We start from the raw sequence: 12,561 nt of genomic DNA on the forward strand, positions 1-12,561 counted from the left end.
ACAGATAAACTTAGAGGAGAAATTGAATGAACGTATACGAGAAAATAGATGAGAAACAAGAAGAATCACATTACCAAGACTGGTCAGTGCCAGAGAAACGAGAAGGAGCTCCGATTCCCTTTTTTAGTATCATGCTTTGGAGTTTAGTGGCCACAGCCATTTCGGTTGCCCTGCCTTTTATTTTTGGTGTAGTCAGTCCGCAACAAAGTCAGGATCTTTATACAGGTTGGGCCTTGCATCAAAATGGTCAAATGTATACAGATTACTTTGGAACGAATGGATTGCTCTATTACTTGCTAACCTATCTTTCCCTAGGAAGTATTCTGCTTGCTTTGGTTGAGTGGTTGGCCTTGTTTGGAGCAGGTGTTTTTCTTTTTAAGGCTGCGGATACTCTTGTCTGCCAAGAAAAGGAAGCGAAACGAGTTGTCTTTATTTTATACTTGCTTGTAGCAGGCCTCGCTTTTGGTGGCGGTTATGCTCTCTTGCTAGCCTTGCCTTTCCTATTTTATTCATTGAGTGTTGTTACGAACTACTTAGCTTATCCAAATGACGACAAAGGATTTGTAAGAGTGGGGATGAGTCTTGCTCTCGCTTTCTTCCTTGCACCGATTCCAACCGCCTTGTTTGCGGCTATACTGGCTCTAGGCATCATCGGCTTTAATCTAGCTAAAGGTCACTTTGTTCATGGTCTATATCAGTTCTTTGCGTCAGCCCTAGGATTTTCACTCTTATTCTATCCTTTAGGCTACTATACAGTGTGGACAGGTAGTTTTGGGGATGCCATTAGCCAGACCTTGTATCCGGTAAATACTCTTAGCCTCTTTTCAAATTCGCATTTGCTTGAAAATGCAGCCTTCTATGGCTTGCTTGCTATTGGATTAGGTTCCCTTGGTTTGCTATTTGCAGGTTTGTTCCAGTCAAAACCAGCCAAGCAATATGCCTTATCGATTGCTGCTAGCTTGGGATTGTTGGTTTCTTTGGGAATCTTGGTTCTCTCCAAAGAACCTATCAACGGTACTCGTCTTGTGGTGCTAATTCCTTTCTTGATCTTGCTCCTTCTGACAGGAATCAAGGAAGATGTTTCGGATGGAGGGAGTCGTCGTAGAAGAAGACGTGAGAAACAAACCTCTTTCTTTAAAGGAAATTTCTATCTACCACTGATTGCCCTTGCCTATCTCATTGTTCTTCCTATCGTGAGTCGCTACCTTTCGCATCCAGCGACTTATCAGGAGAGAGAACGTCTTGCCAGCGTGGTCAAACAACAAACGAGTTCTGAGGATCGTGTCTATGCTTGGGATGATCGTCCAGATTTCTACCGTGCAAGTGAACGCTTGGCGCCGACTTCTCTATCAACTCCAACACTCTATACTGCAAGCGACGAAAATAAAACCAAACTGATGAATGACCTGAAAGAGAATCAACCGAAGATGATTGTGGTCAATCAAAAAGTTGCCTTGTGGTCAGATGTAGAGAGCTGGCTCAGTGAAAACTATGAGCTTATTCAGACAGATACTAGCGAGTTCAAACTTTATAAATCAAAATAACAAAAAATCAATATCTTGTGGAATTTTAAAAATTTTAGGATTTTTGGCACAAGATATTGATTTTTATTTTTAGAGTGGTATAATACTGAATATAAACAATTCAACAATATTTTAGAAAAGAGCATGGATATGATTGTATTAGAAGAAAAGCTTGCAACCGTTCCCACCTTGTTCGTTGAAAAACGAGATGGTAGACGTGTGGTGTTTGATGTAGACAAGATTGACAAGGCTCTCCACAAGGCGGCGGAAAAGGTTATGGACCTTACGCCTCTAGTAGAAAAACGCCTAAATGGTCTGGTTGAAAGAATCGTCACTGAAATTCACAGTCGCTTCCCTCAAGGTGTCAAGATTTACGAAATTCAAAATGTCGTAGAACATGAACTCCTTGAAGCCAAAGAATATGCGCTAGCTGAGGAGTATATCACTTATCGGACACAGAGGGATTTTGAGCGCTCAAAAGCGACAGATATCAACTTTAGTATCCATAAACTTCTCAATAAAGACCAGGCAGTTGTCAATGAAAATGCCAATAAAGACAGCGATGTCTTCAACACCCAGCGTGATTTGACAGCAGGGATTGTTGGGAAATCAATCGGGCTGCAAATGCTTCCTAAGCACGTAGCCAATGCTCACCAAAAAGGGGATATCCACTATCATGACTTGGACTACAGTCCCTACACACCGATGACCAACTGCTGTTTGATTGATTTTAAAGGCATGTTGGAAAATGGTTTTAAGATTGGAAATGCAGAGGTAGAGAGTCCCAAGTCTATCCAGACTGCGACAGCTCAGATTTCACAAATCATCGCCAACGTTGCTTCTAGCCAGTACGGGGGCTGTTCAGCTGACCGTATCGATGAAGTCTTGGCGCCTTATGCGGAGAAGAATTATCAAAAGCACCTCAAAGATGCAGAAGAGTGGGTCTTGTCTGAAAAACGGGAAGATTACGCTTGGAAGAAAACCCAAAAAGACATCTACGATGCCATGCAATCTCTTGAGTATGAAATCAACACCCTCTTCACTTCAAATGGCCAAACACCTTTTACTTCGCTAGGTTTTGGTCTGGGAACCAATCGTTTTGAGCGTGAAATTCAAAAAGCTATTTTGACCATTCGTATCAAGGGTCTTGGTTCAGAACATCGAACAGCCATCTTCCCTAAACTCATCTTTACGCTAAAAAGAGGACTCAACTTAGAGGAAGGTTCACCTAACTACGATATCAAACAGTTGGCCCTCGAGTGTGCAACCAAGCGGATGTACCCAGATGTCTTGTCCTATGATAAGATTATCGAACTGACAGGTTCTTTCAAGGTTCCTATGGGATGCCGTTCTTTCCTTCAAGGATGGAAAGATGAAAATGGTGTTGAGGTCAATTCAGGTCGGATGAATCTAGGTGTTGTGACAGTCAATTTGCCTCGTATCGCCCTCGAGTCTGAAGGGGATCTGAATAAGTTTTGGGAAATCTTCAACGAGCGGATGAATATCGCAGAAGATGCTCTGGTTTACCGTGTTGAACGGACCAAGGAAGCAACACCAGCGAATGCCCCTATCCTCTATCAGTACGGAGCCTTCGGTTGCCGTCTCGGAAAAGAAGAAAGTGTTGACCAACTCTTTAAGAATCGCCGTGCGACAGTTTCGCTGGGCTACATCGGTTTGTACGAAGTGGCTACAGTCTTCTTTGGAAACAGCTGGGAAAGCAATCCTGAAGCCAAGGAATTCACACTGGATATTATTCGTGATATGAAACGTCGTGTGGAAGAGTGGTCTGACCAATATGGTTACCACTTCTCTATCTACTCCACACCGTCTGAAAGTCTGACAGACCGCTTCTGCCGCTTGGATACAGAGAAGTTTGGCTCTATTCCGGACATCACGGACAAGGAATACTACACCAACTCTTTCCACTATGATGTTCGTAAAAATCCAACACCGTTTGAAAAATTGGACTTTGAAAAAGTCTATCCAGAAGCAGGTGCGTCAGGTGGTTTCATCCATTATTGTGAGTATCCAGTTCTTCAACAAAATCCTAAAGCCCTGGAAGCTGTCTGGGACTATGCCTATGACCGTGTCGGCTATCTAGGGACCAATACTCCGATTGATCGTTGCTACAAGTGTGATTTTGAAGGGGATTTTGAACCGACTGAGCGAGGATTTGCTTGTCCAAACTGTGGCAATAGTGACCCTAAAACAGTAGACGTGGTCAAACGTACGTGTGGTTATCTGGGCAATCCTCAAGCGCGTCCGATGGTTAATGGACGCCACAAGGAAATCGCTGCGCGTGTCAAACACATGAATGGCTCTACTATCAAAACAGCTGGACATGAAGTAACAAATTAGAAGGAAATGGAATGGGGAAATACCAATTAGACGATAAGGGACGCGCACAAGTGACCCGTTATCACGAGAAACACTCGAAAGGTGGAACAGGTAAAAAAGAACGCTTGCTCAACCTCAGAGAACAGTTTTTAAACAAGAATAAGAAAAAATAAAAGTGAGAGTCTGCTCTCACTTTTCTCTTAATTGGAGGTAAAAATGATACTACGCAGACCAACATTGGCAGATAAAGAAACAGTTTTAGAGATGATGGTAGAGTTTGAACAAGCACAGTCCCCTCATGATGGTGGGTTTTGGGAGACAGAGGCTTTTTCTTATGAAGAGTGGTTGGAAACAAATATGCAAAAAGAGATGGGAATAAACTTGCCTGAAAATCGTGTTCCTTCTATTCAATTTGTATCATTTGATGATGTAGGTCGTGCTCTAGGATTTTTGAATCTGCGATTGAAACTAAATGAGGGCTTGCTGAATCATGCTGGCCATATTGGCTACTCCATCCGCCCCTCTGAAAGAGGCAAAGGTTATGCCAAAGAAGCCCTCAGACAAGGCCTGCAAGTTGCCAAGGAAAAGAACATCAAAAAAGCACTTGTGACCTGTAGTACGGAAAATCCTGCTAGTAGGGCGGTGATTGTGGCAAATGGTGGGGTGTTTGAGGATGTTCGCAATGGTGTAGAACGTTACTGGATAGATTTGGAGTAAAAGGATGACATGGAATACACCAAAACCAGGTGAATGGAAAAGTGAGGAGCTTAGTAAAGGGCGAATCATTGATTACAAGGCTTTTAATTTTGTCGATGGAGAAGGTGTGCGAAACTCTCTCTATGTATCAGGTTGCATGTTTCACTGCGAGGGATGCTATAATGTTGCGACTTGGTCTTTCAACGCAGGCATTCCCTATACGGCAGAATTAGAAGAACAAATCATGGAAGACCTTGCCCAACCCTATGTTCAAGGTTTGACCTTGCTAGGAGGAGAACCCTTTCTTAATACGGGCATTCTCTTGCCTCTCGTTAAGCGCATTCGAAAGGAATTACCAGAAAAAGACATCTGGTCCTGGACGGGTTATACTTGGGAAGAAATGATGCTGGAGACTCCAGATAAACTGGAACTCTTATCATTGATTGACATCCTTGTTGATGGACGGTATGATAAAAGCAAGCGCAATCTTATGCTCCAGTTTCGAGGTTCGTCCAATCAACGGATTATCGATGTGCAAAAATCCCTCAAAAGTGGGCAAGTGGTGATTTGGGACAAGCTTAATGACGGAAAAGAAAGCTATGAACAGGTGAAGAGAGAATGAAGAAAAAAGACCTGATAGAACAACTGGTTTCAGAGATCGAAACGGGAAGAATTAGGACGCTAGGGATCTACGGTCATGGGGCTTCGGGCAAGTCAACCTTCGCTCAGGAATTACATCAAGCTCTAGATTCTACTACAGTAAATTTACTAGAAACAGATCCTTATATCACCTCAGAACGTCACCTGGTAGTACCAAAGCAAGCGCCAGATCAAAAGGTGACGGCTTGTCTGCCAGTGGCGCATGAACTAGCAAGTTTACAGAGAGATATTCTCGCCTTGCAGGCAGGCATGGACATCTTGACGATTGATGAACCTTGGAAGGCTAGCGAGGTCTTGTCTGGAGCAAAGCCAATTCTTATTGTTGAAGGGATGTCTGTGGGTTTTCTACCCAAGGAACTCTTTGACAAAACCATCTGTTTCTACACGGATGAGGAGACCGAATTAAAGAGGCGCTTAGCTCGAGATACGACTATGAGAAATCGCGATGCATCTTTTGTATTAGCTAGCCATCAGATGAGACGGGAGCAGTATCTGCGATACTATAGAGAAAATGAGTCTAAAGCGGACATTCTAGTAGATCAATCAGAAGATAAATTCAAGGTCAAAATGACACACGTTATATAGAAGAAAAGACAGTTTTTTTAGATATAAATCCGTAATCTTGGAAAGATGAAAAGAGAAAACAGTTTCGTCCTAAAAAAAGAAAAAAAAGCTCACAAATCCCTTGCAATCGCAGGGACTTTGTGTTATTCTATTATGGTGCTGTAAATTACAGCCTTAGCTTTGATGCAAGAGGTTGCGACACGCTCGGTTGCATTGCCACGCAACGCGCGTCGGTTTTCTTGTGGAGCTAGCCTATTATCTTAAATAGACGAAAAGGAGAAAAAGATGGCAAACAAAAAAATCCGTATCCGTTTGAAAGCTTACGAACACCGTACGCTTGATACAGCGGCTGCAAAAATCGTAGAATCAGCTACTCGTACAGGTGCACAAGTTGCGGGTCCAATCCCACTTCCAACTGAGCGTAGCCTCTACACAATTATTCGTGCGACTCACAAATACAAAGACTCTCGCGAACAATTTGAAATGCGTACACACAAACGTTTGATCGATATCGTTAACCCAACTCAAAAAACAGTTGATGCCTTGATGAAATTGGATCTTCCAAGTGGTGTAAACGTAGAAATCAAACTTTAATCTAAAGCTTGATACCTTGAGCATAAAAAACGCTCGTTAAAAACTTTTTGAATAAAAAATATAGAAAAGGAACTATTTTCTCATGACAAAAGGAATCTTAGGGAAAAAAGTGGGAATGACTCAAATCTTCACTGAAGCTGGCGAATTGATCCCTGTAACAGTTATTGAAGCAACTCCAAACGTTGTTCTTCAAGTTAAAACTGTTGAAACAGACGGATACAACGCTATCCAAGTTGGTTTCGATGACAAACGCGAAGTATTGAGCAACAAACCTGCTAAAGGACATGTAGCGAAAGCTAACACGGCTCCTAAGCGCTTCATTCGTGAATTCAAAAACGTTGAAGGCTTGGAAGTTGGTGCTGAAATCACAGTTGAAACATTCGCAGCTGGAGACGTTGTTGACGTAACTGGTACTTCTAAAGGTAAAGGTTTCCAAGGTGTTATCAAACGCCACGGACAATCACGTGGACCAATGGCTCACGGTTCTCGTTACCACCGTCGTCCAGGTTCTATGGGACCTGTAGCACCTAACCGCGTATTCAAAGGTAAAAACCTTGCAGGACGTATGGGTGGCGACCGCGTAACGATTCAAAACCTTGAAGTGGTACAAGTTGTTCCAGAAAAGAACGTTATCCTTATCAAAGGTAACGTACCAGGTGCTAAGAAATCTCTTATCACTATCAAATCAGCAGTTAAAGCTGGTAAATAATAAAGAAAGGGGAAATCAGTCACAATGGCAAACGTAACATTATTTGACCAAACTGGTAAAGAAGCTGGCCAAGTTGTTCTTAACGATGCAGTATTTGGTATTGAACCAAATGAATCAGTTGTGTTTGATGTGATCATCAGCCAACGCGCAAGCCTTCGTCAAGGAACACACGCTGTTAAAAACCGCTCTGCAGTATCAGGTGGTGGACGCAAACCATGGCGTCAAAAAGGAACTGGACGTGCTCGTCAAGGTTCTATCCGCTCACCACAATGGCGTGGTGGTGGTGTTGTCTTCGGACCAACTCCACGTTCATACGGCTACAAACTTCCACAAAAAGTTCGTCGCCTAGCTCTTAAATCAGTTTACTCTGAAAAAGTTGCTGAAAACAAATTCGTAGCTGTAGACGCTCTTTCATTTACAGCTCCAAAAACTGCTGAATTTGCAAAAGTTCTTGCAGCATTGAGCATCGATTCTAAAGTTCTTGTTATCCTTGAAGAAGGAAATGAATTCGCAGCTCTTTCAGCTCGTAACCTTCCAAACGTGAAAGTTGCAACTGCTACAACTGCAAGTGTTCTTGACATCGCAAATAGCGACAAACTTCTTGTCACACAAGCAGCTATCTCTAAAATCGAGGAGGTTCTTGCATAATGAATTTGTATGATGTTATCAAAAAACCTGTTATCACTGAAAGCTCAATGGCTCAACTTGAAGCAGGAAAATATGTATTTGAAGTTGACACTCGTGCACACAAACTTTTAATCAAGCAAGCTGTTGAAGCTGCTTTCGAAGGTGTTAAAGTTGCCAACGTTAACACAATCAACGTAAAACCTAAAGCGAAGCGTGTTGGACGTTACACTGGTTTTACTAACAAAACTAAAAAAGCTATCATCACACTTACAGCTGATTCAAAAGCAATCGAGTTGTTCGCTGCTGAAGCTGAATAATCTAAGGAGGAAATATCGTGGGAATTCGTGTTTATAAACCAACAACAAACGGTCGCCGTAATATGACTTCTTTGGATTTCGCTGAAATCACAACAAGCACTCCTGAAAAATCATTGCTTGTTGCTTTGAAGAGCAAGGCTGGTCGTAACAACAACGGTCGTATCACTGTTCGTCACCAAGGTGGTGGACACAAACGTTTCTACCGTTTGGTTGACTTCAAACGTAACAAAGACAACGTTGAAGCAGTTGTTAAAACTATCGAGTACGATCCAAACCGTTCTGCAAACATCGCTCTTGTACACTACACTGACGGTGTGAAAGCATACATCATCGCTCCAAAAGGTCTTGAAGTTGGTCAACGTATCGTTTCAGGTCCTGAAGCAGATATCAAAGTCGGAAACGCTCTTCCACTGGCTAACATCCCAGTTGGTACTTTGATCCACAACATCGAATTGAAACCAGGTCGTGGTGGAGAATTGGTACGTGCTGCTGGTGCTTCTGCCCAAGTATTGGGTCAAGAAGGTAAATACGTTCTTGTTCGTCTTCAATCTGGCGAAGTTCGTATGATTCTTGGAACTTGTCGTGCTACAGTTGGTGTTGTCGGAAACGAACAACATGGACTTGTAAACCTTGGTAAAGCAGGACGTAGCCGTTGGAAAGGTATCCGCCCAACAGTTCGTGGTTCTGTAATGAACCCTAACGATCACCCACACGGTGGTGGTGAAGGTAAAGCACCAGTTGGTCGTAAAGCGCCATCTACTCCATGGGGCAAACCTGCTCTTGGTCTTAAAACTCGTAACAAGAAAGCGAAATCTGACAAACTTATCGTTCGTCGTCGCAACGAGAAATAATCATAAACTAGTCGCCTAAGCAACTAGGAAATCCGCCAGCTCGGTAGCGCTCCATGTGAGCGCAAGCCGCTGTGGTACAACATTTAAAGGAGAAAAAATAAAAATGGGACGCAGTCTTAAAAAAGGACCTTTCGTCGATGAGCATTTGATGAAAAAAGTTGAAGCTCAAGCTAACGACGAAAAGAAAAAAGTTATCAAAACTTGGTCACGTCGTTCAACGATCTTCCCAAGTTTCATTGGTTACACTATTGCAGTTTATGACGGACGTAAACACGTACCTGTTTACATCCAAGAAGACATGGTAGGTCACAAACTTGGTGAATTTGCACCAACTCGTACTTACAAAGGTCACGCTGCAGACGACAAGAAAACACGTAGAAAATAAGGAGAACATAAATGGCAGAAATTACTTCAGCTAAAGCAATGGCTCGTACAGTACGTGTTTCACCTCGTAAATCACGTCTTGTTCTTGACAACATCCGTGGTAAAAGCGTAGCCGATGCTATTGCAATCTTGACATTCACACCAAACAAAGCTGCTGAAATCATCTTGAAAGTTTTGAACTCAGCTGTAGCTAACGCTGAAAACAACTTTGGTTTGGACAAAGCTAACTTGGTAGTATCTGAAGCATTCGCAAACGAAGGACCAACTATGAAACGTTTCCGTCCACGTGCGAAAGGTTCAGCTTCACCAATCAACAAACGTACAGCTCACATCACTGTGGCTGTTGCAGAAAAATAAGGAGGTAACATCGTGGGTCAAAAAGTACATCCAATTGGTATGCGTGTCGGCATCATCCGTGATTGGGATGCCAAATGGTATGCTGAAAAAGAATACGCGGATTACCTTCATGAAGATCTTGCAATCCGTAAATTCGTTCAAAAAGAACTTGCTGACGCAGCAGTTTCAACTATCGAAATTGAACGCGCAGTAAACAAAGTTAACGTTTCACTTCACACTGCTAAACCAGGTATGGTTATCGGTAAAGGTGGTGCTAACGTTGATGCACTCCGTGCAAAACTTAACAAATTGACTGGAAAACAAGTACACATCAACATCATCGAAATCAAACAACCTGATTTGGATGCTCACCTTGTAGGTGAAGGAATTGCTCGTCAATTGGAGCAACGTGTCGCTTTCCGTCGTGCACAAAAACAAGCAATCCAACGTGCAATGCGTGCTGGAGCTAAAGGAATCAAAACTCAAGTATCAGGTCGTTTGAACGGTGCAGATATCGCCCGTGCTGAAGGATACTCTGAAGGAACTGTTCCACTTCACACACTTCGTGCAGATATCGATTACGCTTGGGAAGAAGCAGATACTACATACGGTAAACTTGGTGTTAAAGTATGGATCTACCGTGGTGAAGTTCTTCCAGCTCGTAAAAACACTAAAGGAGGTAAATAACCGATGTTAGTACCTAAACGTGTTAAACACCGTCGTGAATTCCGTGGAAAAATGCGCGGTGAAGCAAAAGGTGGAAAAGAAGTAGCATTCGGTGAATACGGTCTTCAAGCTACAACTAGCCACTGGATCACTAACCGCCAAATCGAAGCTGCTCGTATCGCCATGACTCGTTACATGAAACGTGGTGGTAAAGTTTGGATTAAAATCTTCCCACACAAATCATACACTGCTAAAGCTATCGGTGTGCGTATGGGATCTGGTAAAGGGGCGCCTGAAGGTTGGGTAGCACCAGTTAAACGTGGTAAAGTGATGTTTGAAGTTGCTGGTGTATCTGAAGAGATCGCTCGCGAAGCGCTTCGTCTTGCAAGCCACAAATTGCCAGTTAAATGTAAATTCGTAAAACGTGAAGCAGAATAAGGAGAAGGCATGAAACTTAATGAAGTAAAAGAATTTGTTAAAGAACTTCGTGGTCTTTCTCAAGAAGAACTCGCGAAGCGCGAAAACGAATTGAAAAAAGAATTGTTTGAACTTCGTTTCCAAGCTGCTACTGGTCAATTGGAACAAACAGCTCGCTTGAAAGAAGTTAAAAAACAAATCGCTCGTATCAAAACAGTTCAATCTGAAGCGAAATAATAGACTAGGGAAGGAGAAATTTCAATGGAACGCAATAATCGTAAAGTTCTTGTTGGACGTGTTGTATCTGACAAAATGGACAAGACAATCACAGTTGTAGTTGAAACAAAACGTAACCACCCAGTCTATGGTAAACGTATTAACTACTCTAAAAAATACAAAGCACATGATGAAAACAATGTTGCCAAAGAAGGCGATATCGTACGTATCATGGAAACTCGTCCGCTTTCAGCTACAAAACGTTTCCGTCTTGTAGAAGTTGTTGAAGAAGCGGTCATCATCTAATCAAACCTGAAAGGAGAAAACTGAAATGATTCAAACAGAAACTCGTTTGAAAGTCGCAGACAACAGCGGTGCTCGCGAAATCTTGACTATCAAAGTTCTTGGTGGTTCAGGACGTAAATTTGCAAACATCGGTGATGTTATTGTGGCATCTGTAAAACAAGCTACTCCTGGTGGTGCGGTTAAAAAAGGTGACGTTGTAAAAGCTGTTATCGTTCGTACTAAATCAGGTGCTCGTCGTGCTGATGGTTCATACATCAAATTTGACGAAAACGCAGCAGTTATCATCCGTGAAGACAAAACTCCTCGCGGAACACGTATCTTTGGCCCAGTTGCACGCGAATTGCGTGAAGGTGGCTTCATGAAGATCGTGTCACTTGCTCCAGAAGTACTTTAATTTTTAGAAACAAACTAGTCCCCTAGCTTCAAGCTAGGGTGCCCTTATGGGCGTAAGAAAAATCAAGGAGAAACCTAATGTTTGTAAAAAAAGGCGACAAAGTTCGCGTAATCGCTGGTAAAGATAAGGGAACAGAAGCTGTTGTCCTTACTGCCCTTCCAAAAGTAAACAAAGTTATCGTTGAAGGTGTCAACATCGTTAAGAAACACCAACGTCCAACTAACGAACTTCCTCAAGGTGGTATCATCGAGAAAGAAGCAGCTATCCACGTATCAAACGTTCAAGTATTGGACAAAAATGGTGTAGCTGGTCGTGTTGGTTACAAATTTGTAGACGGTAAAAAAGTTCGCTACAACAAAAAATCAGGCGAAGTGCTTGATTAATCACGAAGGAAAGGAGAAGTATAATGGCAAATCGTTTAAAAGAAAAATATCTTAATGAAGTAGTTCCTGCTTTGACAGAACAATTCAACTACTCATCAGTGATGGCTGTGCCTAAAGTAGATAAGATCGTTTTGAACATGGGTGTTGGTGAAGCTGTATCAAACGCTAAAAGTCTTGAAAAAGCTGCTGAAGAATTGGCACTTATCTCAGGTCAAAAACCACTTATCACTAAAGCTAAAAAATCAATCGCCGGCTTCCGTCTTCGTGAAGGTGTAGCGATCGGTGCAAAAGTTACCCTTCGTGGTGAACGTATGTACGAATTCTTGGACAAATTGGTTTCAGTTTCACTTCCACGTGTGCGTGACTTCCACGGTGTTCCAACAAAATCATTTGATGGACGCGGAAACTACACTCTTGGTGTGAAAGAACAATTGATCTTCCCAGAAATCAACTTCGATGACGTTGACAAAACTCGTGGTCTTGACATCGTTATCGTAACAACTGCTAACACTGACGAAGAGTCACGTGCATTGCTTACAGGCCTTGGAATGCCTTTTGCAAAATAATATAGGAGGTAAATC

The 12,561-nt window shown here is 42.4% G+C and carries 20 protein-coding genes; all 20 read left to right on the forward strand.

The window, feature by feature from the left end:
* Positions 1–26 precede the first annotated feature (26 nt).
* The 20 genes from AB2B49_RS00905 to rplE all read left to right on the forward strand — a co-directional run bounded on the left by AB2B49_RS00905 (position 27) and on the right by rplE (position 12,546).
* A complete protein-coding gene (locus AB2B49_RS00905) occupies positions 27–1,544 on the forward strand; it encodes a hypothetical protein (RefSeq protein ID WP_049505487.1) in 1,518 nt (505 codons plus the stop codon).
* Between the two features lie 129 nt (positions 1,545–1,673).
* Positions 1,674–3,881 carry an anaerobic ribonucleoside-triphosphate reductase gene (nrdD, locus tag AB2B49_RS00910; RefSeq protein WP_049505498.1) on the forward strand — a complete coding sequence of 736 codons (2,208 nt, stop codon included), beginning with the start codon at positions 1,674–1,676 and terminating at the stop codon, positions 3,879–3,881.
* An 11-nt stretch (positions 3,882–3,892) separates the two neighbouring features.
* Positions 3,893–4,033 carry a hypothetical protein gene (locus AB2B49_RS00915; protein WP_000521625.1) on the forward strand — a complete coding sequence of 47 codons (141 nt, stop codon included), beginning with the start codon at positions 3,893–3,895 and terminating at the stop codon, positions 4,031–4,033.
* A gap of 43 nt (positions 4,034–4,076) precedes the next feature.
* Entirely contained in the window at positions 4,077–4,577 is a 501-nt protein-coding gene (locus tag AB2B49_RS00920) for a GNAT family N-acetyltransferase (protein WP_049505486.1), read from the forward strand.
* A gap of 4 nt (positions 4,578–4,581) precedes the next feature.
* Positions 4,582–5,178, forward strand: a complete 597-nt coding sequence (gene nrdG, locus AB2B49_RS00925; protein ID WP_049484733.1) for an anaerobic ribonucleoside-triphosphate reductase activating protein — start codon at positions 4,582–4,584, stop codon at positions 5,176–5,178.
* The gene (locus tag AB2B49_RS00930; protein ID WP_049505485.1) at positions 5,175–5,801 is read left to right on the forward strand and encodes a uridine kinase family protein; all 627 of its coding nucleotides are present in this window, start codon (positions 5,175–5,177) and stop codon (positions 5,799–5,801) included. Before nrdG ends, AB2B49_RS00930 begins: the two co-directional genes overlap by 4 nt.
* Before the next feature lie 264 nt (positions 5,802–6,065).
* A complete protein-coding gene (gene rpsJ, locus AB2B49_RS00935) occupies positions 6,066–6,374 on the forward strand; it encodes a 30S ribosomal protein S10 (RefSeq protein ID WP_001284513.1) in 309 nt (102 codons plus the stop codon).
* An 82-nt stretch (positions 6,375–6,456) separates the two neighbouring features.
* Positions 6,457–7,083, forward strand: a complete 627-nt coding sequence (gene rplC / locus AB2B49_RS00940; RefSeq protein WP_000160197.1) for a 50S ribosomal protein L3 — start codon at positions 6,457–6,459, stop codon at positions 7,081–7,083.
* A gap of 24 nt (positions 7,084–7,107) precedes the next feature.
* Positions 7,108–7,731, forward strand: coding sequence for a 50S ribosomal protein L4 (gene rplD, locus AB2B49_RS00945; RefSeq protein WP_000024537.1), 624 nt, complete (start codon positions 7,108–7,110; stop codon positions 7,729–7,731).
* Positions 7,731–8,027, forward strand: coding sequence for a 50S ribosomal protein L23 (locus tag AB2B49_RS00950; RefSeq protein WP_001055347.1), 297 nt, complete (start codon positions 7,731–7,733; stop codon positions 8,025–8,027). Before rplD ends, AB2B49_RS00950 begins: the two co-directional genes overlap by 1 nt.
* Before the next feature lie 17 nt (positions 8,028–8,044).
* Entirely contained in the window at positions 8,045–8,878 is an 834-nt protein-coding gene (gene rplB / locus AB2B49_RS00955; RefSeq protein WP_000512910.1) for a 50S ribosomal protein L2, read from the forward strand.
* A gap of 103 nt (positions 8,879–8,981) precedes the next feature.
* Positions 8,982–9,263: a 30S ribosomal protein S19 gene (gene rpsS, locus AB2B49_RS00960; RefSeq protein ID WP_000533766.1), complete on the forward strand. Its 282-nt coding sequence runs from the start codon at positions 8,982–8,984 to the stop codon at positions 9,261–9,263.
* Between the two features lie 11 nt (positions 9,264–9,274).
* A complete protein-coding gene (rplV, locus tag AB2B49_RS00965; protein WP_000818137.1) occupies positions 9,275–9,619 on the forward strand; it encodes a 50S ribosomal protein L22 in 345 nt (114 codons plus the stop codon).
* 12 nt (positions 9,620–9,631) lie between these two features.
* Positions 9,632–10,285 carry a 30S ribosomal protein S3 gene (gene rpsC / locus AB2B49_RS00970; RefSeq protein WP_000529936.1) on the forward strand — a complete coding sequence of 218 codons (654 nt, stop codon included), beginning with the start codon at positions 9,632–9,634 and terminating at the stop codon, positions 10,283–10,285.
* A gap of 3 nt (positions 10,286–10,288) precedes the next feature.
* Positions 10,289–10,702 carry a 50S ribosomal protein L16 gene (gene rplP / locus AB2B49_RS00975; protein WP_000960948.1) on the forward strand — a complete coding sequence of 138 codons (414 nt, stop codon included), beginning with the start codon at positions 10,289–10,291 and terminating at the stop codon, positions 10,700–10,702.
* Between the two features lie 9 nt (positions 10,703–10,711).
* Positions 10,712–10,918: a 50S ribosomal protein L29 gene (gene rpmC, locus AB2B49_RS00980; RefSeq protein WP_000772918.1), complete on the forward strand. Its 207-nt coding sequence runs from the start codon at positions 10,712–10,714 to the stop codon at positions 10,916–10,918.
* A gap of 24 nt (positions 10,919–10,942) precedes the next feature.
* Complete coding sequence (rpsQ, locus tag AB2B49_RS00985) at positions 10,943–11,203, forward strand: 30S ribosomal protein S17 (protein ID WP_000440801.1); 261 nt, start codon at positions 10,943–10,945, stop codon at positions 11,201–11,203.
* Positions 11,204–11,228: 25 nt separating this feature from the next.
* Entirely contained in the window at positions 11,229–11,597 is a 369-nt protein-coding gene (gene rplN / locus AB2B49_RS00990; protein WP_000616545.1) for a 50S ribosomal protein L14, read from the forward strand.
* Between the two features lie 77 nt (positions 11,598–11,674).
* Positions 11,675–11,980 carry a 50S ribosomal protein L24 gene (rplX, locus tag AB2B49_RS00995; RefSeq protein WP_000497691.1) on the forward strand — a complete coding sequence of 102 codons (306 nt, stop codon included), beginning with the start codon at positions 11,675–11,677 and terminating at the stop codon, positions 11,978–11,980.
* A gap of 23 nt (positions 11,981–12,003) precedes the next feature.
* Positions 12,004–12,546: a 50S ribosomal protein L5 gene (rplE, locus tag AB2B49_RS01000; protein ID WP_000013542.1), complete on the forward strand. Its 543-nt coding sequence runs from the start codon at positions 12,004–12,006 to the stop codon at positions 12,544–12,546.
* Positions 12,547–12,561 lie beyond the last annotated feature (15 nt).

The sequence above is a fragment of the Streptococcus jiangnanensis genome, assembly GCF_040888325.1.
GTDB lineage: Bacteria > Bacillota > Bacilli > Lactobacillales > Streptococcaceae > Streptococcus > Streptococcus jiangnanensis.

Excerpts from the sequence above, each read along its gene's own strand:
- AB2B49_RS00905 (WP_049505487.1), top strand. The coding sequence starts at position 27 with ATGAACGTATACGAGAAAATAGATGAGAAACAAGAAGAATCACATTAC.
- nrdD (WP_049505498.1), top strand. The coding sequence starts at position 1,674 with ATGATTGTATTAGAAGAAAAGCTTGCAACCGTTCCCACCTTGTTCGTT.
- AB2B49_RS00915 (WP_000521625.1), top strand. The coding sequence starts at position 3,893 with ATGGGGAAATACCAATTAGACGATAAGGGACGCGCACAAGTGACCCGT.
- AB2B49_RS00920 (WP_049505486.1), top strand. The coding sequence starts at position 4,077 with ATGATACTACGCAGACCAACATTGGCAGATAAAGAAACAGTTTTAGAG.
- nrdG (WP_049484733.1), top strand. The coding sequence starts at position 4,582 with ATGACATGGAATACACCAAAACCAGGTGAATGGAAAAGTGAGGAGCTT.
- AB2B49_RS00930 (WP_049505485.1), top strand. The coding sequence starts at position 5,175 with ATGAAGAAAAAAGACCTGATAGAACAACTGGTTTCAGAGATCGAAACG.
- rpsJ (WP_001284513.1), top strand. The coding sequence starts at position 6,066 with ATGGCAAACAAAAAAATCCGTATCCGTTTGAAAGCTTACGAACACCGT.
- rplC (WP_000160197.1), top strand. The coding sequence starts at position 6,457 with ATGACAAAAGGAATCTTAGGGAAAAAAGTGGGAATGACTCAAATCTTC.
- rplD (WP_000024537.1), top strand. The coding sequence starts at position 7,108 with ATGGCAAACGTAACATTATTTGACCAAACTGGTAAAGAAGCTGGCCAA.
- AB2B49_RS00950 (WP_001055347.1), top strand. The coding sequence starts at position 7,731 with ATGAATTTGTATGATGTTATCAAAAAACCTGTTATCACTGAAAGCTCA.
- rpsS (WP_000533766.1), top strand. The coding sequence starts at position 8,982 with ATGGGACGCAGTCTTAAAAAAGGACCTTTCGTCGATGAGCATTTGATG.
- rplV (WP_000818137.1), top strand. The coding sequence starts at position 9,275 with ATGGCAGAAATTACTTCAGCTAAAGCAATGGCTCGTACAGTACGTGTT.
- rplP (WP_000960948.1), top strand. The coding sequence starts at position 10,289 with ATGTTAGTACCTAAACGTGTTAAACACCGTCGTGAATTCCGTGGAAAA.
- rpmC (WP_000772918.1), top strand. The coding sequence starts at position 10,712 with ATGAAACTTAATGAAGTAAAAGAATTTGTTAAAGAACTTCGTGGTCTT.
- rpsQ (WP_000440801.1), top strand. The coding sequence starts at position 10,943 with ATGGAACGCAATAATCGTAAAGTTCTTGTTGGACGTGTTGTATCTGAC.
- rplN (WP_000616545.1), top strand. The coding sequence starts at position 11,229 with ATGATTCAAACAGAAACTCGTTTGAAAGTCGCAGACAACAGCGGTGCT.
- rplX (WP_000497691.1), top strand. The coding sequence starts at position 11,675 with ATGTTTGTAAAAAAAGGCGACAAAGTTCGCGTAATCGCTGGTAAAGAT.
- rplE (WP_000013542.1), top strand. The coding sequence starts at position 12,004 with ATGGCAAATCGTTTAAAAGAAAAATATCTTAATGAAGTAGTTCCTGCT.